The 23,988-nt window shown below is 66.5% G+C and carries 25 protein-coding genes; 6 read left to right on the top strand and 19 right to left on the bottom strand.

What is annotated here, in order from left to right; translation table 11 throughout:
- Positions 1–5 precede the first annotated feature (5 nt).
- Positions 6–1,040, bottom strand: a complete 1,035-nt coding sequence (locus ACH49N_RS08345) for an NrtA/SsuA/CpmA family ABC transporter substrate-binding protein (RefSeq protein WP_358271832.1) — start codon at positions 1,038–1,040, stop codon at positions 6–8.
- 290 nt (positions 1,041–1,330) lie between these two features.
- Between ACH49N_RS08345 and ACH49N_RS08340 the strand changes: the two genes are divergently transcribed.
- Positions 1,331–2,080 carry an IclR family transcriptional regulator gene (locus ACH49N_RS08340; protein ID WP_358271834.1) on the top strand — a complete coding sequence of 250 codons (750 nt, stop codon included), beginning with the start codon at positions 1,331–1,333 and terminating at the stop codon, positions 2,078–2,080.
- 27 nt (positions 2,081–2,107) lie between these two features.
- On the opposite strand, the gene ACH49N_RS08335 is transcribed toward ACH49N_RS08340, so the two are convergent.
- The 10 genes from ACH49N_RS08335 to ACH49N_RS08290 all read right to left on the bottom strand — a co-directional run bounded on the left by ACH49N_RS08335 (position 2,108) and on the right by ACH49N_RS08290 (position 12,873).
- Positions 2,108–3,256: an MBL fold metallo-hydrolase gene (locus ACH49N_RS08335; RefSeq protein WP_358271836.1), complete on the bottom strand. Its 1,149-nt coding sequence runs from the start codon at positions 3,254–3,256 to the stop codon at positions 2,108–2,110.
- The gene (locus ACH49N_RS08330) at positions 3,257–4,387 is read right to left on the bottom strand and encodes an FAD-dependent monooxygenase (protein ID WP_358271838.1); all 1,131 of its coding nucleotides are present in this window, start codon (positions 4,385–4,387) and stop codon (positions 3,257–3,259) included.
- The gene (locus ACH49N_RS08325; protein WP_358271840.1) at positions 4,384–6,033 is read right to left on the bottom strand and encodes a thiamine pyrophosphate-binding protein; all 1,650 of its coding nucleotides are present in this window, start codon (positions 6,031–6,033) and stop codon (positions 4,384–4,386) included. Before ACH49N_RS08325 ends, ACH49N_RS08330 begins: the two co-directional genes overlap by 4 nt.
- On the bottom strand, positions 6,026–6,808 hold the full coding sequence (locus ACH49N_RS08320) for an SDR family oxidoreductase (protein WP_358271842.1): 783 nt from the start codon (positions 6,806–6,808) through the stop codon (positions 6,026–6,028). The genes ACH49N_RS08325 and ACH49N_RS08320 overlap by 8 nt, the downstream gene beginning before the upstream one ends.
- A gap of 16 nt (positions 6,809–6,824) precedes the next feature.
- Entirely contained in the window at positions 6,825–7,574 is a 750-nt protein-coding gene (locus ACH49N_RS08315; protein ID WP_250765992.1) for a 3-oxoacyl-ACP reductase family protein, read from the bottom strand.
- Between the two features lie 2 nt (positions 7,575–7,576).
- A complete protein-coding gene (locus ACH49N_RS08310) occupies positions 7,577–8,083 on the bottom strand; it encodes a cupin domain-containing protein (RefSeq protein ID WP_109325877.1) in 507 nt (168 codons plus the stop codon).
- Positions 8,084–8,097: 14 nt separating this feature from the next.
- The gene (locus ACH49N_RS08305) at positions 8,098–8,880 is read right to left on the bottom strand and encodes an alpha/beta fold hydrolase (RefSeq protein ID WP_358271844.1); all 783 of its coding nucleotides are present in this window, start codon (positions 8,878–8,880) and stop codon (positions 8,098–8,100) included.
- Positions 8,877–9,806 carry a VOC family protein gene (locus ACH49N_RS08300; protein WP_109325875.1) on the bottom strand — a complete coding sequence of 310 codons (930 nt, stop codon included), beginning with the start codon at positions 9,804–9,806 and terminating at the stop codon, positions 8,877–8,879. Before ACH49N_RS08300 ends, ACH49N_RS08305 begins: the two co-directional genes overlap by 4 nt.
- 179 nt (positions 9,807–9,985) lie before the next feature.
- Positions 9,986–11,494, bottom strand: a complete 1,509-nt coding sequence (locus ACH49N_RS08295) for an aldehyde dehydrogenase (protein ID WP_358271846.1) — start codon at positions 11,492–11,494, stop codon at positions 9,986–9,988.
- Positions 11,491–12,873 carry an MFS transporter gene (locus tag ACH49N_RS08290; protein WP_358271848.1) on the bottom strand — a complete coding sequence of 461 codons (1,383 nt, stop codon included), beginning with the start codon at positions 12,871–12,873 and terminating at the stop codon, positions 11,491–11,493. The genes ACH49N_RS08295 and ACH49N_RS08290 overlap by 4 nt, the downstream gene beginning before the upstream one ends.
- A 242-nt stretch (positions 12,874–13,115) precedes the next feature.
- On the opposite strand from ACH49N_RS08290, the gene ACH49N_RS08285 reads away from it, so the two are divergent.
- Complete coding sequence (locus ACH49N_RS08285) at positions 13,116–14,264, top strand: zinc-dependent alcohol dehydrogenase (protein ID WP_358271850.1); 1,149 nt, start codon at positions 13,116–13,118, stop codon at positions 14,262–14,264.
- Between the two features lie 20 nt (positions 14,265–14,284).
- The gene (locus ACH49N_RS08280) at positions 14,285–14,902 is read left to right on the top strand and encodes a hypothetical protein (RefSeq protein WP_358271852.1); all 618 of its coding nucleotides are present in this window, start codon (positions 14,285–14,287) and stop codon (positions 14,900–14,902) included.
- Here ACH49N_RS08280 and ACH49N_RS08275 read toward each other — a convergent pair.
- Positions 14,864–15,403, bottom strand: a complete 540-nt coding sequence (locus ACH49N_RS08275; protein ID WP_358271854.1) for an MOSC domain-containing protein — start codon at positions 15,401–15,403, stop codon at positions 14,864–14,866. The genes ACH49N_RS08280 and ACH49N_RS08275 overlap by 39 nt on opposite strands.
- Before the next feature lie 22 nt (positions 15,404–15,425).
- Positions 15,426–15,875 (bottom strand): DoxX family protein, encoded by a 450-nt coding sequence (locus ACH49N_RS08270; RefSeq protein WP_208962998.1) that lies wholly within the window; start codon positions 15,873–15,875, stop codon positions 15,426–15,428.
- A 132-nt stretch (positions 15,876–16,007) separates the two neighbouring features.
- On the opposite strand from ACH49N_RS08270, the gene ACH49N_RS08265 reads away from it, so the two are divergent.
- Genes ACH49N_RS08265 through ACH49N_RS08255 form a run of 3 tightly spaced genes read left to right on the top strand, consistent with a single transcriptional unit; the run spans position 16,008 to position 18,150 of the window.
- Positions 16,008–16,715 carry an SOS response-associated peptidase gene (locus ACH49N_RS08265; protein WP_358271856.1) on the top strand — a complete coding sequence of 236 codons (708 nt, stop codon included), beginning with the start codon at positions 16,008–16,010 and terminating at the stop codon, positions 16,713–16,715.
- A gap of 46 nt (positions 16,716–16,761) precedes the next feature.
- On the top strand, positions 16,762–17,166 hold the full coding sequence (locus ACH49N_RS08260) for a nuclear transport factor 2 family protein (protein ID WP_358271858.1): 405 nt from the start codon (positions 16,762–16,764) through the stop codon (positions 17,164–17,166).
- A 24-nt stretch (positions 17,167–17,190) separates the two neighbouring features.
- Positions 17,191–18,150, top strand: a complete 960-nt coding sequence (locus ACH49N_RS08255; protein WP_358271860.1) for a nitronate monooxygenase family protein — start codon at positions 17,191–17,193, stop codon at positions 18,148–18,150.
- A gap of 68 nt (positions 18,151–18,218) precedes the next feature.
- On the opposite strand, the gene ACH49N_RS08250 is transcribed toward ACH49N_RS08255, so the two are convergent.
- The 6 genes from ACH49N_RS08250 to ACH49N_RS08225 form a co-directional block, all read right to left on the bottom strand.
- Complete coding sequence (locus ACH49N_RS08250; protein WP_358271862.1) at positions 18,219–19,370, bottom strand: acyl-CoA dehydrogenase family protein; 1,152 nt, start codon at positions 19,368–19,370, stop codon at positions 18,219–18,221.
- 21 nt (positions 19,371–19,391) lie between these two features.
- Positions 19,392–20,375 carry a nitronate monooxygenase gene (locus ACH49N_RS08245; protein WP_358271864.1) on the bottom strand — a complete coding sequence of 328 codons (984 nt, stop codon included), beginning with the start codon at positions 20,373–20,375 and terminating at the stop codon, positions 19,392–19,394.
- A gap of 21 nt (positions 20,376–20,396) precedes the next feature.
- Entirely contained in the window at positions 20,397–20,999 is a 603-nt protein-coding gene (locus ACH49N_RS08240) for a TetR/AcrR family transcriptional regulator (RefSeq protein ID WP_159926775.1), read from the bottom strand.
- Positions 21,000–21,049: 50 nt separating this feature from the next.
- Positions 21,050–21,811 (bottom strand): 3-hydroxyacyl-CoA dehydrogenase, encoded by a 762-nt coding sequence (locus ACH49N_RS08235; protein WP_159918694.1) that lies wholly within the window; start codon positions 21,809–21,811, stop codon positions 21,050–21,052.
- Between the two features lie 41 nt (positions 21,812–21,852).
- Positions 21,853–23,046, bottom strand: coding sequence for an acetyl-CoA C-acyltransferase (locus ACH49N_RS08230; RefSeq protein WP_358271868.1), 1,194 nt, complete (start codon positions 23,044–23,046; stop codon positions 21,853–21,855).
- 139 nt (positions 23,047–23,185) lie between these two features.
- Positions 23,186–23,986: a crotonase/enoyl-CoA hydratase family protein gene (locus ACH49N_RS08225; RefSeq protein ID WP_250766013.1), complete on the bottom strand. Its 801-nt coding sequence runs from the start codon at positions 23,984–23,986 to the stop codon at positions 23,186–23,188.
- Positions 23,987–23,988: the final 2 nt, after the last annotated feature.

Here is a 23,988-nt window from a genome sequence, read left to right as displayed (position 1 = left end):
CGAACTCACTTACCCTCGGCCGACGCGCTGTCGAGTGCGGCAGGGAGATCGAAGATGACGTCACTGCCCTTCAGCGGCCGCTGGATGACTCCGTTAGCGGCGAACAACGCCGCGATGGACTCCAGGTCGGCGGCATCGGCGGCCGTCGGGTACCGGAAGTTGGTGATGCGGCCGCCCAGCTCGATCGCGTCGTCGAGTCGCTGACCCGAGAGCGCCCGCGGCCCGGTCTTCTCGAAGACGTTCTCGGACGACGCAGGGTCTTGGCGCTGCTTCTCCGTGAGCTGCTGCGTCACTTCGAGGAACTTCGCGACCACCTCGGGATGTTCCTCGAGCACCTCGGTACGGCCGGCGATGATGGTGCTGTCCACCGAGCCGATACTCGCCTCGGTGACGATTTCGACCGCCCCCTTCGCCTTCGCCTCCTGGTACGGGATCAGGAACGACGCCCAGGCGTCGACCTGCCCGGTGGAGAACGCCGACGCGGCGTCGGCCTGCTGCAGCGGCACCCGCTCGACGGAGTCGATGGGAACGCCCGCCTCGGTCAGCGCCTTCAGGGTGATGTACTCGCCCTTACCGGCAGGGTTCACCGCGATCCGCTTTCCGGCGAGATCCGCGACGGTCTTGATCCCGGATTCGGGTCGGGCGATGATGCCTGCCTGATCCTTGTTGTACGGGTCGGAGGTCGCGAAGATCCGCACGCCCACATCCTTGGACAGCGCCCCCACCACCGGGCTGTACGCGCCGGTCTGGATGTCGAGTTCACCGGTGTTGAAAAGTTTGAGGTTGGAACTGAATCCGGGTGTGGTCTTGACCCATTCGATCTTCGCACCGAGCGGTGCAAGGGCATCATCGTAGGTTCCGTCGCGCTTTCCGACAGCGATGGCGCCCGAGTTGCCCGGATCGAAGACCTTCAGAGTGACGTCCGCACCGGCAGCGGCTCCTCCGGGCTCCTCGGAAGACCCACACGCCACCGCCAACCCGGCCAGCGGGATCATGGCGAGCGCGGCGGCGGCTCGTGGCAGTCGGCGTAAGCGGGACATGTGGGGAACTCCTTCAACGGATGAATCGTCAGGTGTGACGACCGTTGACGCTATGTCCCCCGCCCCAGATTTCCTCCTGTTTGTTTTCTACAGATCGGAAACCTTGACAAGTTCCGGAAACCCAGTTCACCGGCGTGCGCTGGGGATTCGGCACATGCGGGCGCCGCCATTTTCCGGCAGGCGGAAAGTATGGTGCCTTCTGCGCCGGACGCCGTTCCGGCCCGTGCGCCTTTCTGGTAGCTGGGACAACCAGAAAGGCGCACGGTTGCATTGCCACGAAAGGACCTTTGGTGACCGACTCACGTGCTGTGGGAGTTCGGACGGTGTCGCGGGCCCTGACGATGCTCTCCTGTTTCGGCGGGGGTGAGGAGCTGGGCGTCTCGGAGATCGCCAAGCGCCAGGACCTCGCAGTGAGCACCACCCATCGCCTGCTCCAGTCCCTGGTCGATGCCGGCTTTCTCGACAAGGATGCGACGTCGGGCCGGTACCGCCTGGGAAGCGCCCTGGCCGCGTACGGTCAGATCTCTTACCGGCAGCACCGCATCTATCTGTCCGAGCCCTATCTCGAGCAGTTGGCGGCCACCACGGGGGCGTCCGCCTCACTGGCCATGCGGCACGGTCACGACGTCGTGCTCTTGGGCTTCAGCCGGTGGCGGAAAAGTGACGGGCATGTGCTGCAGGGTGTTCGGCTTCCCCTGCACGCCAGCGCCTTGGGCAAGGTGTTCCTCGCGTGGTCGGACACCGACGACGCCGAACTCGCCTCGCTACCGCGGACGGCCACCACGTCCCGCGCGATCACGGACGTCGCCGGTATTCGAGAGGAACTGCACCGCACCCGTGAGCGTGGCTACGGTTTCAACGACGAGGAGCTGACCCCCGACTTCCGCACCATCGGGTTGCCGATTCGCGACTCCGACGGAGTCGTCCGGTTCGCTCTCGGACTACGCGGACCCACCGAACTCATGATCGACCAGCGCATACCGTTCTTCGTGGAACTCGCCCGCGTCACAGCCGGGGAGATCGCCGCCGTTCTGTTGTGAGAGGGCAGGGCGGCAGACAAGAATCGCTCAGCGACGCTGCCCGACGCCGACCTGCACCAGATCGTGCCCGACGGTCACAGTGCCGGAATACGTCGATGACACGCCGCTGGTCCATTGATCGTCGGTGACCTGACGGGGGTCGCCCGGTCCGATGTGCGAGAGCACCACCTGGCGGACTCCTGCTTCGGTCGCGACACGTCCTACGTCCTGAGCGGTGGTATGTGCGTGAATCATGTGCTCGACGAGGGCGGGACCGGAGGTGGCGGCGTAGAAATCGACGTCGATCACCTCGTGGACCAGGATGTCGGATCCCGTCGCGAGCCGAACCACGTTGGGTGACTTCGCGGTATCACCGGAGAACGTCACCGCTCCGTCCTCGGTGTCGAAACGGTACGCGTACGACGGGAAGACGGGCCCGTGTGGCACCAGCGTCGCGGTGACACGCACCCGGTCGTCTTCGAATACGGGGAACGGCTCCATGTCCGGCGACGTGTTGTCGGCGGACGCCCCCGCCGACACCGGGGGCAATACGTCGTGCAGGGTGAGCCGCTGCCCGTAGTCGGACTGCGCACCCTTCTCGGCATTGCGAATGTTGATGTCGTAGGCGTACGCGTCGAGCACTCCGGAGAACAGCTGGGTCAGGCCGGGAGCCGGCGCACCGGGACTCTGGACGGGAATGCTCGCGCCACCGCGCGGGACTGGCAGCTTTCCCGCCGATCCGGGACCGTACACCGGCACGACGTTGCGGAAGGTGTACGACGGAGTGCCGCCCGGAAGCCAGAAGACGTTGAACAAGTCGGCAATGTGATCGCTGTGCATGTGTGTGATGAACACTCCACCCAGAGAATCCGCATCGATACCTGCCTGGATCAACTTTCGACTCGACCACGGACCCGCATCGATGAGATACGGCCTGTCCCCGACGACGAGCACGCTGGCTGTGCCGCTACGCCCAGGTACCGCAATGGGTCCCGCCGCTGTTCCCAGCAGAATCAGCTTCGTCGTGTATCCGTCGACGTCGCCGGACAGCTCGTAGGCGTCCGGTGGCGTCGCACCACTCGGCTGCGCGTCCGAGATGTGTGACGCACAACTCGTCGCTGCGACGGCCGCCGCAGCGGAGCCGAGCAGAGCCAGTGCACCTCGTCTGGAGATCTGGTGCCGTCGTGATGTTTCCATTCACGCTCCTGCCCGCACGGTGGCCGGCTCGAGCGGCACCCGCCAGGCGTCGTACTCGTATACCCAGTCGCCGTTGCCTGCGACTTTGAGCCATTCGTTGGACCGGGAGCCGCGCTGGATGCGTGAGGTGCGCTGCAGGCGGGTGTGCTGATAGGTCTGCAGCGCGGCCGCGGGTTCGTCGAACATGCCGAGGCAGCGGGCCAGTACCACGGCGTCTTCGATGGCCATGCCGGCGCCCTGTGCCATGAACGGCATCATCGGATGTGCCGCGTCGCCGAGGAGCACCGAGGTTCCGTCCGTCCACGACTCGAGCGGGTCACGCACGTAGAGAGCCGATTTCAGGACGTCGTCGCAGGCGTCGAGCAGGGCTCGTGCGTCGGGGTGGAAGCCGCGGTAGAGGTCCCGCAGCTCGGTGACCGAGCCCGGGGTGGTCCAGGATTCCTCGGTCCACTCCTCCTGACCGCAGGTGGCGAAGACGAAGATGTCCTTGCCTTGGTTGAGGGGGAAGGTGACGATCTGCGTCGATGGATCCGGTCCCCACCACTTGGTGAAGCAGTCGAGGTTCGGGAGCTCGCCGACGCGTTCGGTGGGGACGACGGCGCGGAACGCCACGACTCCGGTGAACGTCGGCTGGTCCCGCCCGAGGAGAGCGGTCCGGACCGCGGAGTGGATGCCGTCGGCACCCACGATCACGTCTGCGGAAACCATACTGCCGTCGGCGAATTCGATGCTACCGTCGCCGACGCCGCTGACCCGCCGGCCCATTTCCACGACACCCGAGGGCAGCCGATTCTCGAGGGCGGTCATGAGGTCGCCGCGGTGCATCGTCAACTGCGGTGCACCGTACTGCTGCTCCGCTGTATCCCCCATCGGCAGCCGCGACGTTTCGACTCCGGTGTCCCACGTTCGGCTGAGCCGGAACTGGGGCCGGGCGGCGGACTCGCGGATTTCTGCACCCACGCCCAGTCCGTCGAGTGCGCGGACCGCGTTCGGGGTGAGGTTGATGTCGGCGCCGACGCGGGCGAACTGCCTCGTCTGCTCGTAGACCGTGACGTCGAGACCAAACTTGCGGAGGCCGATCGCCGTGGCCAGTCCCCCGATTCCGCCACCGCACACCGCGACCGTGGTCATTTGACGTCCTTTCCGGGCACTGTGACGGGAGGTGTGAATGGTGCGGGCATGTCGCCGTACGCGGCGAGGTCCACCTCGACGATCACCGGCGCCTGCCGCGAGACCGCGTCCTCGAGCACGGCATGGGCTTCGGCGGCACCGCCGATCCGCAGGTACGGCACCCCGATCGACTGGGCGAGGAGCGGGAAGTCGGGCGTGACGAGGTCGACCGCGTAGGTGTCGTCACCCCCGCCCTTCTGCATGTTGCGGAGCACGCCGTAGCCGCCGTCGTTGAACACGAGCAGCACCAGCCACGGCTTCTCCTGCGCCATGGTGAGGATCTCGCCGAAGTGGACGGCCAGGCCGCCGTCGCCGACGAGCGCCAGGGTGGGCCGGGTTTCGTCGGCCAGTGCGGAACCGATTGCCATGCCCAGGCCCTGCCCGATGCCGCCGCCGCGGGGGAAGACGTTGGACTTGGGGTCGAACATCGGGAGCAGCCGGTTACCCCAGGAACTCGACGCAATGGTGACGTCGCGGGCGATGACAGAATCCTGTGGGAACGCGGCACGCACGGCGTCGCACAGTACGGCGTGATCTCCGAGTCCTGCGCGCTGCTTGCTGCGGACGAGTTCGCGGGTGGTGCGGGCACGTTCGGTCCAGGCGGCGTCGACCGGAGCCAGATCGGTGAGTGTCCGAAGGAATGTTCCGATGTCGGCGGTGACACCGGCCTGCGCGGGGTACACGCGGCCGAGCGCGGCGGCATCGACGTCGACCTGCACGTGCACGGCGGGGACGGGCATGGAGTAGTCGCCGGTCTCGTTGGACCGGAAGTGGGTGCCCAGCGACAGCAGCAGGTCGGCGTCCTGGAGGAGTTCCCGGCCCACCGGCGTGTTGCCGTAGTTGCCGATGCACAGCGGATGGTCCTCGGGCACGGCTCCACGACCGGAGTTGCTGGTGAGTAACGGGACTCCCCACCGCTCCACCAGTTCGGTCAGCTCGGCACCGGCTCGTGCGACGCCGCCGCCGGCCCAGATGACGGGGCGCTCGGCCGCAGCCAGCAACGACAGTGCCGCAGCGAGTTCGTCGGCGTCGGGAGTCCGGGGGCTCTCCTGCGCCGCCTCCATAACGTCGATGTCGTGCTGGGCGTACTGCAGGTCGATCGGCCACTCGATGCTCGCCGGGCCTCCGGGCGTTGCCAGAGCCTGGGCGACCGCCTCCCGCAGCGTCTTTCCTGCACTGTCGGTGTCGAGGATGGTGGCGGCATGCTTCGACGTCGCCGTCAGCATCCCCAGCTGATCCTTGGTCTCGTGGATGAACCCGCGACCCGAGCCGAGGTACCGGCTCTCGACGTTGCCCGTCAAATGCAGCACCGACGTTCCGGCACTGAGCGATTCGATCAGCGAGCCGGCCGCGTTGCCGGCACCGGTGCCGGTGCTCGTCAGGGCGCAGCCGAGTCCGCCTGTGGCCCGGGCATACCCGTCGGCCGCGCTGACCGCGGTGGCCTCGTGCCGGACCGGCACGAACCGCAGGTGCTTGCTGACCGCCTGCACCAGGGGCTGATTGTGGACGCTCACGATGCCGAACACGGTGTCGACACCCGCCTCGCGCAGCACCTGGACGAGCAGGTCGCCCCCATTTCCTACGGACATGGTGTTCCTCTCAGACATAACGGGCGACGCCTCCGCAGACGTCGAGGCTGGTGCCCGTCACATAGGACGAGCGGGGAGACAGCAGGGTCACGATCATGGCGGCCACCTCGTCGGCGCGGCCGAACCGGCCGAGTCCGATACCGCGGTCCTGGGCGATCTCCGCCTCCCATTCGGCGAAGGTGGCGTCGGTACCGGATTCCTCGTAGCGGCGCCGCCACTGGCCGGTGTCGACCAGTCCCAGCGACACCGAGTTGACGCGGATGCCGTCGGTGGCGAGTTCCAGCGACAGCGACTTGCTGAGGTTCAGCAGTCCGGCCCGGGCGGCGCTGGTGGTGACCAGCCGCGGCTCGGGCTGCCGCGCGAGCACCGCCGAGATGTTGACGATGGCCGCGGCGTCGGACTTGCGCAGCAGTGGCAGGGCGGCCTCGACGGTGTTGAGGACGCTGGAGAACTTGAGGTCGAGTTCGTCGCGCCAGTCGTCGAGGGTTGCCTCGCCGCGCGGGACCATGCGGGACTTGCCTGCGTTGTTGACCAGACCGTCGAGTCCGCCGAACCGCTCGACCCCCGCCTCGACGAGTGCGGCGACCGCGGCCGGGTCCCGGACGTCGCAGGACGCGGTGAGGACGCGGTCGCTTCCGGGCAGCGGTGCTATGACGGAATCGAGCCGGTCGCGGTCGCGGGCACAGGTGACGACGTTGGCACCTTCCTCGAGCAGCATCGCGACGGTGGCGAGCCCGACTCCCGAGCTTCCGCCGGTCACCAGGTAGGTGCGGTCTTTCAGTTGCAGGTCCACGACGTGGTCCCCTTCTCTAGTGCAGGACGAATCCGCCGTTGACGACGAGTTGCTGACCGGTGATGTACGACGCCTCGGGTCCCATCAGGAACGCGACGGCACCGACCAGATCGGACGGTTGCTGCGGCCGCTCGAGTGCCCGGTTGAGGCGGTACAGCTCGTGCCGGTGCTCCGGAACCTTCTGCGCCGATTCGCTTTCGGTCAGACCGGGCGAGACGGTGTTGACGGTGATGCCGTGCGGGCCGAGGTCGCGTGACATGGCCCGAGTGAGGGCAGCCACCCCACCCTTGGACGCAATGTAGTGCGCGAGACGGGGTGAGCCGTACAGGGCGGCGTCGGAGCCGATGGTGACGACTCGTCCGCCTCCGTTCCCGATGATGGCGGGAATGATCGCCCTGCTCACGAGGAAGGTGCCGCGCAGGTTGACGCCCAGCACCTTGTCCCACTCGTCGATGTCGAGTTCGTGAATCGGTTTGCCGCCCACTCCATCCGCGAGGGCAGCGTTGTTGACGAGCCCGTACAGCGGCCCACCGGAGGTAACGGTGGCCGCCATTGCGGAGACGGATTCGGCGTCGCGCAGATCGACGTGGACGAACTGTGCTTTCACGCCGTCGGCGCGCAGGCTCTCCACCGCCGACTCTCCCCAGTCCTCGCGAATGTCGGCGAGCCACAGGTCGGCGCCGTCCTCACCGAGCCGGCGGGCGATGGCCAGACCGAGGCCACGCCCGGCACCGGTGACGACGATGGATTTCCCGTCGAGATTCACGATCAGTCCCGTGTCACACCGTGCATGGCCGACGTCTCGGGGTACGTCGGGATCTGCGGCTTCTGCGCGCCGATGATGACGCAGAACAGGGCGTCCTTGTCGCCGTTGTTCTTCAGGCTGCGCGGAACCCCGGCCGGGACGACGATCATGTCGCGGTAGCCGAGGGTGCGCTTCTCCACCTTGCCGTCGCGGTGAACACCGACCTCCACCTCACCCTCGAGGACGAAGAAAGCCTCTTCGGCGTCGTGGTGGGTGTGCTCGGGGCCCTCGGCGCCGGGCGGAAGGAGCATGTTGGAGAAGGTGAATCCGCGCGACGGGATGGTCCGGTTGTCGTTGTCGTGGTTCCCGGTGGCTCCGGAACCGACGTAGCGGATCTGTGCGCGCTTGAACTGGTCACCGGCCTTGGCCTGGAACCCGAGGGTGTCCCAGTCCTCGTGGCGGGAGCCACGGGTCAGGATCAGCGAATCGGTGAATTCCTTCAGGTCGGCGGTGCCGTAGTCGAGTGTCATGTCGTGCTCCTTCTCTAGAGGTGGTTGCGTAGGCGTTCGGTGATGAAAATGAAGGATTCGACCCAGGCGTTGAACGCGTCCGGTCGCTCCTGGTTCGCGAGATGTCCTGCGCCCCTGACGGTCACGAAGACGGCGCCCGGAATACCGCCGGCCAGCACCTGGCTCGCAGGAATTCCCGTCACGGTGTCCTCGTCTCCACTCAGGACCAGTGTCGGGATGTCGATCTTCGCGAGATCGGTGGTGTGATCGGTGGCTGCCATGGAGTCGGCGGCGTACCCGTAGCCGGGGAGCCGGATCGACGCGGCCATGATCGCCGTGGCCTTCGCTGTCAGTTCGGCGCCGGCCGTTCCGGACAACAGGCGTGGGGCACGTTCCGCCGCAAAGGCTTCGGCGCCTTGCTGAGCGAGCGTTGCAGCCCGGGTCCGCATCCGGCCGGCAGCCTCGTCGTCGGCCGCCGAACCTACGGTCGAGCTGCCGAGCAGGAGGCTGCGCACGAGGTCGGGATGACGCAGGGCCAAGCGGGTCGCGATCACCCCGCCCCACGACATGCCCAGGACGTGCGCTCCGGCGTCACCGCAGCGGTCGCGGATCACGTCGGCCGCTGCGTCGGCGTAGTCGTCGAGGTCGAACGGACGGCCCGGGTCCTCACTGCGGCCGTACCCGGGAGCGTCCCAGGCGAGCAGTCTCAGCGAGTCCGACAGTTCGTCGAACTGCGGAGCGAAACTGTCTGCACTGCCACCGATGCCGTGCAGCATCAGCAGTGCGGGGCCGGAACCGGATTCGACGACGTGCGTCACGACGCCCGCCCGAGGTCGAACCGCTCGAACGCGCCGGGGTCGGGGATGCCGGCCATGTGGTCGCGGACCTGCTTGGACGGCGGGCCCGCGGTGCCCCACAGGTCGGAGAGTTCCGGCACCCGTCGCCACACCTTGCAGAGCCACCGGTCCTCGTCGACCTGCGCGATGCCGGAGGTGTATTCGCACACCAGGCCCGCCGGGTCGGCGAAGTACGAGAAGGTGTTGTCGCCGGGGCCATGCTTGCCGGGACCCCACAGCGGCACGGTGCCATGGTGCCGGAGCCGCCCGATGCCGCGCATGAAGTGGTCGACGGTGGGCATCTCGTAGGCGACGTGATTCACCGACGTCCACTCGGCTTGATTGAACGCGATGCTGTGATGGTCGGTGTTGCAGCGAAGGAACGCCATCTGGTGCTCGGACCAGTCGGAGACCCGCATGCCCAGGACGTCACAGTAGAACTTCACCGCGGCATCGATGTCGACGGTGTTGAGGACTACGTGGGTGACGCCCACCGGGACGGCGTCCTCCCGGCCGAGCTTCGGGACCGCCAGCGCATCGGCGAGCAGTTCGACGACCCGCCCCTCGGGGTCGACGAGGCTCACACCGTATCCACCACCGAGGTCGTCGACGGGGCCCGGCCCGCTGACGATCGGCACTCCCCAGGACTCGAGCCGGCGGGCGGCCTCGTCGACCTCTGCGGGTGTGGCGACTGCGAAGGTGATGCGGCCGAGGCCGTTCCGCTCGGCCTGGGTGAGCTGCAGCGCGTGGTGGTGCTCACCGGTTCCCCGCAGCCAGGCGCCGGTCGCGCCCTGATCGACAACGCGAAGGCCCCAGACCTCCGAATAGAACTCGGTGGATTCCGTGCTGGCCTGCGTCCGCAGCTCCACGGAGCGCAGGCACCGCAGCCGGGCTATGGGTTGATTCATCGCGTGCCTCCAGTTGCTTAGGTCTCAATATCTTAGCGCTAAAGTATTAGCGCGTACAGAGCTGAGGGGGGAGATTTTTCTGTACGCCCTATCTACGAGCGGGTCGCTCAATCAGCCCACGAGCGGGTCGCTCAGTTTGCCCACGAGCGGGTCGCTCAGTTTGCCCACGAGCGGGTCGCTCAGTTTGCCCACGGGTTGGGTTCTTCGTCGAGGCCCCAGTAGATGCTCTTCTGCCGCGAGTAGGCGGCGATACCGCTGCGCCCCTTCTCGACTCCCAGCCCGCTTTCCTTGACGCCGCCGAACGGCGTGGAGATGCTGAACTGTTTGTAGGTGTTGATCCACACCGTCCCGGCTTGCAGTCGGCGGGCGAGTTTCCAGGCGCGGCGGTAGTCGCCCGTCCAAATTCCCGACGCCAACCCGAACACCGAATCATTGGCCTGCGCCACGAGATCGGCCTCACCGTCGAACGGCAGAACCACCAGCACCGGCCCGAAGATCTCCTCCTGGCACGTGCGTGACGTGTTGGGGAGCCCGTCGATGATCGTCGGCAGGTAGTACGCGCCGTCGCGGAGCCGTTCCTCGTCGGGGATCGCCCCGCCGCACAGCACCCGTCCGCCCTCTTCGCGAGCGAGGTCGACGTATGCGGCGACGCTGTCGCGGTGCTTGCGGTGCACCATCGGCCCCACCTGGGTGTCCGGGTCGCGGCCGGGACCGAGTCGCAGTCGCTGCGTCTTGGTCACCAGTTTGTCGAGGAACTCCTCGTAGATGCGGCGGTCGACGAACAACCGGGATCCGGCGATGCAGCTCTGCCCAGTGGACGAGAAGATTCCGTACATCACGCCGTTGACGGCCGCGTCGATGTCGGCGTCGTCCAGCACGATGGTCGGCGACTTACCGCCCAGCTCGAGCGAGACGGGCATCAACTTCTCGGCCGCGGCATGGGCGATGGCGCGGCCGGTGTTGGTGCCGCCGGTGAACGTCACTTTCCCGACACCGGGGTGGTGGACGATCGCGTCACCGACCACCGAGCCCTTGCCCGGGAGCACCGACAGCAGTCCGGCGGGCAGACCGCTGTCGTCGAGAATTCGAGCCAGTTCCAGCGACACCAGCGGTGTCCACTCGGCGGGCTTGAGGACGATGGCGTTGCCCGCGGCGAGGGCGGGCGCGATCTTCTGGGCGTCGCTGGCCACCGGCGAGTTCCAGGGTGCGATGGCGCCGATCACGCCGATGGGTTCGTGGACGCTCATCGTGAGGTAGTTGCCGCGCGGCGTGGTCAGGTCTTCGTCGGCGGTCTCGAGGACCGCAGCGAAGTACCGGAACGTACCCGCGGCACTGCCTACCAGCGCAGTGGTTTCCGCGACGGTCTTGCCGGTGTTGTAGCTCTGCAACAGTGCCAGCCGGGACGTGTTCGCCTCGATCCCGTCGGCGATGCGGTGCAGGAACTTCGCCCGCTGATGCGGCAGCAGGCTGCGCCAGGCCGGATCCTCGGCGGCGGCGCGACCCCGACGGACCGCCTCGTCGACGTCGGTGGTCGTGGCCTGGTGCACCACCTGCAGGACCTCGCCGGTGGAGGGGTCGGTGACCTCGAAGGCCGGTCCGGTCCCCTGCCGCCAGGTTCCGGCGACGAAGATGCGATCGGCGATCGGAGCGAACGGTAGCGTCGCTTCACGGAAGTCGAGTGCGGTCACTGTGAGATCTCCTCGAGGGTCTTCTCGCGGGTTTCGACGGCGAAGAAGCCGACCACGAGGGCACCGATCAGGGCGACGACCGCGAACATTCCGAACACCATGGGGAGGGTGCCGCCGCCGCCGAGGATGGCGCCGACGACCAGCGGTCCGACGATGATGCCGAGGCGACCACTCGCGCCGCCGATGGCGCAGCCGATGGCCCGCATTCGGGTGGGATACAGCTCGGCGGTGTAGACGTACAGCGCCATGTTGACGGCGAAAACGAACAGGGCCGATCCGGCGGACCAGAACAGCACCTTGGTTGCGGTGTCCGCACCGGTCGCGGCCAGCAGGAACAGCAGCGACGAGCACAGGACCATCGATGCGGTGATGCAGATGCGGCGTCCGAGGTTGTCGATGAGGAACGCGACAAGGACACAGCCGAGCAGACCGGCGACGCTGGTGACGATGCTGTAGTGCAGCGCCGTGTCGACGCTGACGTCGAATGCGGAGTGGTAGAGCGACGGCAGCCAGGAGGCGATGCCGTAGTTGACGAAGTAGGCGCATCCCCAGATCGCGGCGAGCATCAGCGTGCGGCGCAGGTAGACGCCCTGGAAGGCTTCGATGAACCGGCCGCGGCGGACGTCGACCGCGACTGCGGGCAGCGGTTGCGGGGTAGGCAGAGTCTTGCCGTACTTGTCGGTGATCTCACGTTCGATCTGCGTCATCGCCTTGTTCGCGTCTTCGAAGCGTCCGCGGGAGGCCAGCCAGCGCGGCGATTCGGGGAGTTTCCACAGCAGCGGCAGCAAAAGGATGGGCAGCGCGCCGAGGGCGAACAGGATCTTGTAGCCGAAGTTCGGCACCACCCAGGCCGACACGACGGCCGACATGACGAGGCCCACGGGGAAGATGACCTCGTAGAGGAGAACGAAGCGTCCTCGTTTGTGGGCCTTGGTGATCTCGCCGATGTAGCTTGCGGCCACCGGGACCTCGGCGCCGAGGCCGATACCCTGCACAAATCGGAAGACGAGGAAGAGCATCAGGCTGTCGGTGAACGCCATTCCGAGACTCATGACCGCATACAGGGCGAGTGAGGCGATGATGACGTTGAGGCGTCCGACGCGGTCGGCGAACCAGCCGCCGGCGAGTGCGCCGACCAGCATGCCGATACCGCCGATCGCGATGACCCAGGCGATCGAGGACGGAGTGAGGTTCCACTTGGGAGTGAGAACGGGAAGCGAGTAGGCGATCATCAGCTGGTCGAAGCCATCGAAGAACGTGACGGCTCCGACGATGACGCGCGCCTTGATGTGCCACCTGCTCATGGGCAGGCGTTCGAGTCGGGCGCTGATCATCTCAGCTGTGGCAGCCATGGCGGGCGATACCGTCGTCATGAGCATCCTCAGGGTTGTGTCGAGGCATTTACTTAAGCCCTCAAAGGCTTACCGCTAAGATGTAATCTCACGCACAAGACTTTCGTCAACCCTTGACTTTGGAAGAAACATGTTGTTCACATCCATTCATCCGCCGTGAACGCTGGGCCGCCCCGCCGCGCCCGTCTGTTTTGTTTGGGCCGTCGCGGGTACTTGCTCCCGCGACCGGGGCCCCTCCAAGGCTATCGGGCGCGAATGAGGAGGCGTAGATGAGAGCGATGGTGTATCGGGGGCCGTACAAGGTCCGCGTCGAAGAGAAGGAAATTCCACGCATCGAGCACCCGAACGACGCAATCGTGCGGGTAACCTTGGCGGCGATCTGCGGGTCGGACCTACATCTGTACCACGGCATGATGCCCGACACCCGGGTCGGCATGACGTTCGGCCACGAGTTCATCGGCGTCGTCGAGGATGTCGGGGCGTCTGTACAGAACCTGCAGCGCGGGGATCGGGTGATGGTCCCCTTCAACGTGTACTGCGGCTCGTGTTACTTCTGCGCACGCGGCCTCTACTCGAACTGTCACAACGTGAACCCGAACGCCACCGCCGTGGGCGGCATTTACGGGTATTCCCACACGTGCGGTGGTTACGACGGTGGGCAGGCGGAGTTCGTGCGTGTGCCGTTCGCCGATGTGGGTCCCGCCAGAATTCCCGAATGGATGGACGACGAGGACGCACTACTGCTCACCGACGCGCTCGCCACCGGCTACTTCGGTGCACAGCTCGGCGACATCGTCGAAGGCGACACCGTGGTGGTATTCGGCGCCGGGCCGGTCGGGCTGTACGCAGCCAAGTCGTCCTGGCTCATGGGTGCCGGGCGAGTGATCGTGATCGATCACCTCGAGTACCGGCTGGAGAAGGCTCGCACGTTTGCACACGCCGAGACCTACAACTTCGCCGACTACGCCGACATCGTTGTCCACATGAAGAAGATCACCGACCATCTCGGGGCCGATGTGGCCATCGACGCCGTCGGCGCCGAGGCCGACGGCAACTTCGTTCAACACGTCACGGCCGCCAAGTTCAAGCTGCAGGGCGGTTCCCCGATTGCCCTCAACTGGGCGATCGATTCCGTCAGGAAGGGCGGGACGATTTCTGTGATGGGCGCCTACGGTCCGATGTTCAGTGCCGTCAAGTTCGGTGATGCCATGAACAAGGGGCTGACGCTTCGCATAAACCAGTGCCCGGTGAAGCGCCAGTGGCCCCGCCTGTTCGAGCACATTCGCAACGGTTATCTGAAGCCCAATGACATTGTGACGCATCGCATCCCGCTGGAGCATATTGCCGACGCCTACCACATCTTCTCGGCGAAGCTCGACAACTGCATCAAACCGGTCATCGTGCCGAACGCCGGCTGATCGAGGAGGAGGACAACATCATGGCGTACACAGCCGACACACCGAAGACTGCCCTGACGAGCGACGAACTGCGCGCGCGCATTCCGGGATGGGGTGTGGACCTCGACCCCAAGGACCGGCCCGCGGTACCGAAGGAGCGTTTCGACCCCGGCGCGACGGGCGCCCACTGGGATTTCCCGGAGTGCCAGGAGGAGAAGTGGCCGCGTGAGCGGTCGATCGAACACCAATTCCTGACACCCGTATTCGGCACCTCGTGTCCTCCCAAGGGCCTCTCCGGCGCCATGCGGAAATTCGCGTTCCGATACAGCGAGGGCCGGTCCGCGCACTGGCTCATCCTGCTGGCCGCCGACCGGGTCGATGCGGTGGAGAGCCATCTGGCCTCGTTCGTGAGTTTGCACCCCGACAATCCCATCACCCAGACGGGTATTCGCAGCGAGTTGTCCCATCACGGTGTGTCGTCCCGACTCGGGAAGAAACGCGTCGACCTGAACCACCAGTGGATGGACCCGTTCATCGTCGCGGCGCCCTGGGTTCTGTCCGCAGCCGGGGTCGCCTACGCCGTGACAGGCGCCCTGCAGAATGTCCGGCGACGCTCTAGGTCACACGGGCACGAGTGGCCGGTGCGGCTCCGGCGGTAACTCGAGGGAAACAGCGTCACCGGGCCGGACGTCGCCGCCTTCGAGGACGATCGACATGATGCCCGACTTGCGGACAATCGTGCCGTTCACGTCCCGGTCCACCGTGTGCGACAGGAGACCTGCGCGGAACGCCTCGATCTGCTTGCACGGATTCCTCAGACCCGTCACCTCCACCACCGCCCGCGCGCCCAGGTGAAGACGAGTTCCTGTCGGCAACGCGAGCAGGTCGATACCGCGGGTGGTGATGTTCTCGCCCAGCTGACCGGCCTGGACCTCGAAGCCGAGGGAGTTCAACTCGTCGAGAAACTCGGCGTGCATGAGGTGCACCTGCCGCAGATTCGGCTGCGTGGGATCACGCCGCATCCGGTAACGGTGTCGGACGGTGACGCCCTGGTGAGCGTCACCGTCCACACCGAGTCCGGCGAGCAGGTGGACGGCGCTCTCGTTCGACTTGCTGAACGCGTGCCTGCCACTCCGGCTCACGGCCGTGATCGTTCCCACGCACTCCGACCCTACCGACCTCTCACCGCCGGATCGGCATGATCGTGCGGACCCCGGCGTCGCGCAGCCACAGCCCGCCCCACACGAAGATGCCGACGTAGACGGGGAACAGGATGGTGCTGAACAGCGGTTGCTCGGTGAGCATGTTGGTCGCCACCGCGCCGCCGAGATATCCGGTCAGGAGGACGGCACCGAGGATGCTCGTCGCCGGAACCAGGTACAGCACGAGGCACACCAACATCACGATTCCGATCACGACGGCAATGTTCTCGTCGAAACCGAGTTCGGCCATCGCGTCGCGGACGGACTGAATGTTCGCGATGTGGATGATCGCGTCGAAAAGCAGAAATGCGGTGACCAGACCGGTGATGATCAGTCCGGCGATCCTCGCCTTCCGCCCGACCGGTGCCGCGTTCTCGGCAGAACCGAGCGGTCCGGCGGTCTTTGCGGTGGAATGTGGTGTCGAGGTCATGGCGATCTCCGAAGGTAGAAGGTGACGGGCGGGGAGCGTGTTCCGTTCCCTCGAAAAGACAGACTGCCGGGCCGAGGAAAACTCATCGCGGCTCGCGGACCGGGGCGAGAACCCGAGCGAGGAGACCGAAAAGTGTGCGGACGGTACGCCAGCACCACCACGGACAAGGAACTGCGGTCCATCTTCGAGGTCGCCGAGATCGTCGGTGAGGAGCTGGGTCCGTCCTACAACGTCGCTCCAACCCAGCAGGTCCGGGTCGTGCTGGAACGCCCGCCGCGTGCAGAACCCGACGCCGACCCCGTCCGTCAGCTCCGGACGGCGAAGTGGGGGCTGGTGCCGCCGTGGGCGAAGGACGTCAAGATCGGCAACAAACTCATCAACGCCAGATCCGAGTCGATCACGGAGAAGCCCGCATTTCGGAAGGCCGCCGCCCGACGGCGTTGCATCATTCCCGCCGACGGTTACTACGAGTGGTTGAAGCGAGACGACGGCACCAAGATTCCGTACTTCCTGCACGGCGACGGGGTGTTGGCGATGGCCGCCCTCTACGAACTGTGGCCCGACCCCTCCCTTCCGGAGGACGACCCGAACAGGTGGCTCTGGACCACCACGGTGCTCACCACCCAGGCCACCGACGTCCTCGGCCACATTCACGACCGTTCACCGGTGGTCCTGCCACCGAGCTTCCAGGAACACTGGCTCGACCCCACCCTGACCGAGCGCGAACAGGTCGACGCCCTGATCGCGTCGATTCCCGAGCCCCGTCTCGAGCCGTACGAGGTGAGTACCGCCGTCAACTCCCCGCGCAACAACGGACCCGAACTGCTCGAGCCCGTGTGACGGGTCCGTTCTAGCGCTCGTTCAGGTGGCATGTCATGCTGGCCGGATGAACGCCGAACTCCCAGTGGCCCCGCGCCTCGTCACCCGCTGGCACCAGGTGGTCGACAACCACGACCTGGGCGCCCTCGACGCCCTGATCGCGGAAGACGCGGTGTTCTCCTCCCCCGCCGTGTTCACACCGCAAGAAGGAAAAGCGAAGGTCCTCGCATACCTGCGCGCGGCACTCACGGTGTTCACCGACACCGGCTTCCACTACCGCGAGGAATGGTACGCCGACCACTCCGCCGTCCTCGAGTTTGCCACCGAACTCGACGGCGTCCATGTGCACGGCGTCGACGTAGTGCACTGGAATGACAACGACCAGATCACGTCGTTCACGGTGATGGTCCGTCCGGTGAAAGGTCTGCAAGCGCTCATTCCGCTGATGGCCGCCCAGCTCTCCCAGTCCTAGAAACCCGCACAGCAAGGAGCTTTCATGAGTCTGCCCACCATTCTCCGAGACCGGTTGCGCCTGCCCGTCGTGGCCTCGCCGATGTTCATCGTGTCCGGTCCCGACCTGGTGATCGCCCAGTGCACCTCGGGTGTGGTCGGCTCTTTCCCGTCCCTCAACGCCCGGCCGCAGCCGGTACTGCGCGAATGGCTCACCCGCATCACCGAAGAGCTCGCCAAGCACGACGCCAACAACCCGGAGTCGCCGTCCGCGCCCTTCGCGGTGAACCTGATCGTCCACAAAAGCAATGACCGGCTCGACGAGGACCTCGCCACCGTCGTCGAGTTCGAGGTCCCGATCGTCATCACCTCCCTCGGCGCCCGCACCGACGTCAACGACGCCGTCCACTCCTACGGCGGCATCGTTCTGCACGACGTCATCAACAACAGGTTCGCGAAGAAGGCCGTCGAGAAGGGTGCCGACGGCCTGATCGCCGTCGCCGCGGGTGCGGGCGGACACGCAGGCACCCAGTCACCGTTCGCGTTGCTGCAGGAAATCCGCGAATGGTTCGACGGCCCCGTGTTGCTGTCCGGCTCGATCGCCCACGGACGTTCGGTACTCGCCGCACAGGCCGCCGGCGCCGACCTCGCCTACATCGGGTCCGCCTTCATCGCCACCGAAGAGGCCAACGCCGACGCCGCCTACAAGCAGATGATCGTCGACTCCACCGCCTCCGACATCGTCTACTCCAACCTCTTCACCGGCGTGCACGGAAATTACCTGCGCGGCAGCGTCGAGGCGGCCGGATACGATCCCGCAGCCCTCCCGGTGTCGGATGCCGGCGCAATGGATTTCGGTACCAACGAAAAGTCGGAGTCCAAGGCGTGGCGCGACATCTGGGGTGCTGGTCAGGGAATCGGCGCGGTAGACGCAGTCGTCCCGGCGGCCGAGGTCGTCGAGCGGCTCACTCGGGAGTACGCCGACGCGAAGTCCCGCCTGCTCTAGGCGCTTCGCGCCCGTGCGCCTTTCTGGTTGTTCCTGCTACCAAAAAGGCGCACAGGCGGCGGAGCCGCCTACTGTGACGCGATATCGCGCCCGATGATTTCCTTCATGATCTCGGTGGTTCCGCCGTAGATCGTCTGGATACGGCTGTCGACGTACGCGCGGCCGATGGGGTACTCCATCATGTAGCCGTAGCCGCCGTGCAGTTGGACGCAGCGGTCGACCACTCGCTTCTGTAGTTCACTGGCCCACCACTTGCCCTTGGACGCGTCGACGGCAGTGAGTTCGCCTGCGTTCAGGGCGAGTACGCACCGATCGATGTGCGATTCGGTCACCTCGATCTCGGTGAGCATCTCCGCCAGCGCGAACCGGGTGTTCTGCAGATCGCCGATCGGCTTGCCGAACGCCTTCCGCTCGAACACGTAGTCCCTGGTCCACTGGTATGCCGCCTTCGCCGCGGCGATCGCGTTGACCGCGATCGAAATACGTTCGAGGGGCAGGTTTTCCATGAGATGGACGAATCCGCGCCCCTCAGTGCCGAGCAGATTGGTCGCGGGCACCCGCACGTCCTCGAACACGAGCTCCGCCGTATCCTGACCGGCCAAGCCGACCTTGTGCAGCTTGCGACCGCGACCGAAGCCGGGCATGCCCCGCTCCACGACGAAGAGCGAGAACCCCTTGGAACCGGCGTTCGGGTCGGTGCGGGCGACGACGATGACGAGGTCGGAATGAATGCCGTTGGTGATGAACGTCTTCTGGCCGTTGATCACCCACTCGTCGCCGTCGCGCACCGCGGTGGTCTTCACGCCCTGCAGGTCGCTGCCGGCGCCGGGCTCGGTCATCGCGATCGCGCCGATCAGCTCACCCGCCGCCATGCCGGGCAGCCACCGTTGCTTCTGCTCGTCGGTGCCGAGGTTCACGATGTACGGGATGACGATGTCGTCGTGCACGCTCAGGCCCGACCCGAATGACGTCGTCGCCGTGCGGGCGATTTCCTCGGCGACGACGTACCGGAACCGGTAGTCGGTGACGCCGGCGCCGCCGAACTCCTCCGGCGCACCGAGTCCGACGAGTCCGGACTTGCCGGCCGCGAGCCACGCCGATCGGTCGATCAGCTTGTCGGACTCCCACCGTTCGTAGTGGGGCTCGATCTCCCGGGCGAGGAACTCGCGCACGGTCTCCCGGTACGTCTCGTGATCCTTCTCGAAGATAGTGCGTTGCATGGTCTCTCTCCTAGGAATCGGTCACACGCCGACGGAAACCGACAGGCCCGCGAGACGTTCCGCGATCAGTGCCTCCGCCTCGCGGACGATGCGTTCGACGAGTTCACCGGCAGTGGGGATGTCGTGGATGATGCCCTGGACGGTGCCGACGGTCCAGATACCCGCGTCGGTGTCGCCGTTCTCGAACACGGTGCGCCCGCGGGCACCGGCGACCAGCTCACGAACGTCCTCGAACTTGCCGCCCCGATCGAGGATCTCCACGACCTCACGGCTCACGGTATTGCTCGCGACACGCGCAGTGTTACGCAGCGGCCGGAAGATCAACTCGGTATCGGTCTCCTTGCCCGCGACGATCGCTTCCTTGATGTTCTGGTGGATCGGGGATTCGGCGGTGCACATGAAGCGGGTACCCATGTTGATTCCGTCGGCGCCGAGGGCGAGTGCCGCGACCAATCCACGCGCGTCCGCGAACCCGCCCGACGCGACCATCGGGATGGTGATCTGTTCCGCGGCGGCCGCGATGAGCACCAGCCCGGGGATGTCATCCTCACCGGGGTGGCCGGCACATTCGAAGCCGTCGATGCTGATGCCGTCGACGCCGGTGTCCTGGGCCTTGATCGCGTGCCGCACGCTGGTGCACTTGTGCAGCACCTTCACGCCCGCGGCGTGGAAGTCGGGTAGATGGGGGGCGGGGTTGGAACCGGCCGTCTCGACGATCTTGATTCCGGATTCGATGATGACCTGCCGGTACTCCTCGTAAGGCGGCGGCGTGATCGCCGGCAGAATCGTCAGGTTCACACCGAAGGGCTGGTCGGTGAGCTCGCGGGTGCGGGCGATCTCCTTGACGAGGTCCTCCGGAGTGGGCTGGGTCAGCGCGGTGAGCAGGCCCAGCGCACCGGCGTTGGCGACGGCGGCGACGAGTTCGGCGCGGCCGACCCACTGCATGCCGCCTTGAACGATCGGATGGCGGACGCCGAAGGTTTCGGTAAACGCTGTGGAAAGCATGGGACGGCTCCTCAGAAACGGTCAGTGGGCGGGTCGGTAGCCGACGGTGTGGAGAGCGATGTCGACGTAACGCTCGGCGACCTGCTCGGGGGTCAGTGCCCCACCGAGCTGGTACCACCGCGGAATCGACTGGAACATCCCGAGGAGAGCGCGCACGGTCTCCGCTACGTTGGTGGCCGAGAACGCACCTACGGCAACACCCTCGGACACCACGTCGATCACCATGAGCTCGAGGCGTTTTCGCGTGGCCGCGTACCGACTACGGCTGTCCACGGAGACGTGCCGCAACTCGGTGTCGAGGCCGACGTGCCGCACCCGGTTCGTCATGTACAGGACGATCGCCTCGACGACGTTGGAGAATTGCGCGACCACATCGTCGCCGGCCTCGCGGGCGGCTGCCTCGGCGCGGTCGTTGAGTTCGCGCATCTGCAGTTCGAACAGTGCCACGAGAACAGCTTCCTTGCTCTCGTGGTGGTAGTACAGGGCGGGGACGGTCACCCCGACACGACGGGCGATTTGCCGCACCGTCGTGCCGTGGTAACCGTTCTCGTTGAACAACTCCAGTGCCTGCTCGAGGATGGGCGTCAGCGGCAGGGCCTCGAAGGTCCGCCAGTCGGCGAACATCGACTCCGTGGTGATTGTCCCGTTCTCGCGCAGGTTCACAGGGTTGCCGATCAGCGCGGTGCCATGCGGATGGCGCCGTCGAGACGGATGGTCTCACCGTTGAGCATGGGGTTGGACACGATGTGCGCGGCCAGTGCGCCGTACTCGGACGGGTCGCCCAGACGCGACGGGTGCGGCACCTGGCCGCCGAGGGACTGCTGCGCGGCCTCGGGGAGGGAACCGAGCAGCGGGGTCTTGAACAGGCCCGGTGCGATGGTGTTGACGCGGATCAGCAGCGAGGCGAGGTCGCGGGCGATCGGCAGGGTCATGCCGACGACGCCGCCCTTCGAGGCGGAGTACGCGGCCTGGCCGATCTGGCCCTCGTAGGCGGCGACGGAGGCGGTGTTTATGATGACACCGCGCTCGCCGTCGATCGGCTCGTTCTTCGAGATGCGCTCGGCAGCAAGCCGGATCACGTTGAACGTGCCGATCAGGTTGACGGTGACGATCTTGGTGAAATCGGCCAGCGGAAACGCGCCGTTCTTGCTGACGGTCTTGATGGCGTTGCCGATGCCGGCGCAGTTGACGGCCACCCGCAGCGGGCCGAGGGACTCCGCGACGTCGAGGGCAGCGGACACGTCGGCCTCGCTGGTGACATCGCCCGCAGCGAAGCGGACGCGGTCGCCGAGTTCCTTGGCGACGGTCTCACCGTTGGAGGAGGGCAGGTCGACGATGACGACGCTGGCGCCGTCGGCGAGCAGGGCCTTGGTGGTAGCGAGGCCGAGGCCGGAGGCGCCGCCGGTGACGAGAGCAACGCTGTCGTTGACGATCATGTTGTGCCTTTCGAAATTCAGGGGTTGTGAGGAAACGGTGATCAGATGCGTTCGATGATGGTGGCGTTGGCCATGCCCGCGCCCTCGCACATCGTCTGCAGGCCGTAGCGTCCGCCGGTGGCCTCGAGCTGGTTGACCAGCGTGCCGAGCAGGCGGGTCCCCGAGGAGCCGAGCGCGTGGCCGAGGGCGATGGCACCGCCGCGCGGGTTCAGCTTGGCCGGGTCGGCACCGAACTCGTGCGCCCACGCCAGCGGCACCGGCGCGAAGGCCTCGTTGACCTCGTAGGCGTCGATGTCGTCGATGCTCAGCCCCGACTTCGCGAGAATCTTCTTCGTCGCCGGGATCGGGGCGGTGAGCATGAACACCGGGTCATCGCCCGCAACGGAGAACGAGTGGAACCGCGCCCGCGGCGTCAGGCCCAGCTTGGCGGCCATCTCTTCACTCATGATCAGCGCACCGGACGCACCGTCGGTCAGCGGGGACGAGTTACCCGGGGTGATGTGCCACTGCGCCTCGGGGAACCGGGCCGCGTACTTCTCGGAGTAGAAGGACGACTTCAGCCCGGACAGCCCCTCCGCCGTGGTCGAGGCGCGCACGGTCTCGTCGACGAGGTGCGTCACCGTCTCACCGGCCGCGTTGGTCACCTCGATCGGCAGGATTTCCTTGTCGAACAGCCCCTTCGCGGCTGCGTCGGCGGCGCGGCGATGCGACTCGGCCGAGTAGGCGTCGAGGGTGTCGCGGTCGAACTTCCACTTGGCGGCGATCAGTTCGGCGGAGATGCCCTGGTTGACCAGGCCCTCGGGGTAGCGGGCCGCGATGCCCGGGCCGGACGCGTCCTGCCCGAGGGTCGTCGTGCCCATCGGCACGCGGGACATCGACTCGACACCCGCGGCGATCACGATGTCGTAGGCGCCGGCGATGACGCCCTGCGCGGCGAAGTGCGCCGCCTGCTGGCTCGAGCCGCACTGGCGGTCGATGGTGGTGGCCGGGACCGAATCGGGGAAGCCGGCCGACAGCACCGCGGTACGCGAAATGTTAAGAGCCTGCTCGCCGGCCTGACCGACGCAGCCGCCGATCACGTCGTCGACCTGCGCGGGGTCGATGCCGTTGCGCTCGACGAGGCTGCGCAGCACGTGCGCGAGGAGTTCGACCGGGTGGGTGCCGGACAGGGCGCCGCCCGGCTTGCCCTTACCGGAGGCGAGGCGGACGACGTCCACGATGACAGCGTTGGTCATAGGAGTTCCCTTTCGAGGAGGAGAAAAAGTGGTTGCGGCCCGGTGTCCGGGGTCGACAGAACACCGGGCCGAGTTCTTGTGCCGTGAGTACTTGTTAACCGCCCGCGGTTAAGAAGTACTCACAGGCCCGAAGGGCCCCTCAGCGGCCCTGCCACACCGGCTGGCGTTTCTCGGCGAACGCGGTGGGCCCTTCCTTGGCGTCCGCGCTGGAGAACACGACGGCGAGCGCGGCGTTGTTCGCCTCCCACGCCCGGTCGCCCCAGTCGTCTTCGGTGGCGGTCCGGTGGATCATCGCCTTCGATTCGCGCACCGACAGCGGCGCGTTCGCGGCGATCTGCTCGGCGAGTTCGAGCGCGACGTCGAGGGCGGTGCCGGCCGGGGCGACCCGGTTGACCAGACCCAATTCCTTGCCCTGCGCCGCGGTGATCGGCTCACCGGTGAGCGCGATCTCCAGCGCGACCTTCTTCGGAATCTGCTGCTGCAGACGGATCACTCCGCCCGCGGCCGCGAACAATCCTCGCTTGACCTCAGGCAACCCGAGGGCCGCCCCTTCATCGACGACCGCGAGGTCGCTGGCGAGCACCAGTTCGGTGCCGCCGCCCAGGGCGAACCCGTTGACCGCGGCGATGGTCGGCTTGCTGATCCAGTGCTGCGCGTATCCGGCGAAACCCCACTCCGGATGCCCCTCCGCGGAGATGGCCTTACCTACGGAGAGTTCCTTCAGGTCGGCGCCCGCGCAGAACGCGCGACCGGACCCGGTGATCACGACGACGCGCACCTCGGGGTCGTTCTCGGCCTGCTCGAGCAGATTACCCACCGCGGTCGACAATGCGCCGTTCACCGCGTTGAGGGCCTTAGGGCGGTTCAGCGTGATGATGCCGATGCCTCCACGCCGCTCCCACAATGCGGCTGCCTCCGTCGTCTCCGTCATTTCCGGCACGT

It is taken from the genome of Rhodococcus sp. NPDC019647 (genome assembly GCF_044389235.1).
Taxonomy (GTDB): Bacteria; Actinomycetota; Actinomycetes; order Mycobacteriales; family Mycobacteriaceae; genus Rhodococcus_F; species Rhodococcus_F oxybenzonivorans.
This window is presented reverse-complemented; position numbering and strand designations above follow the sequence as displayed.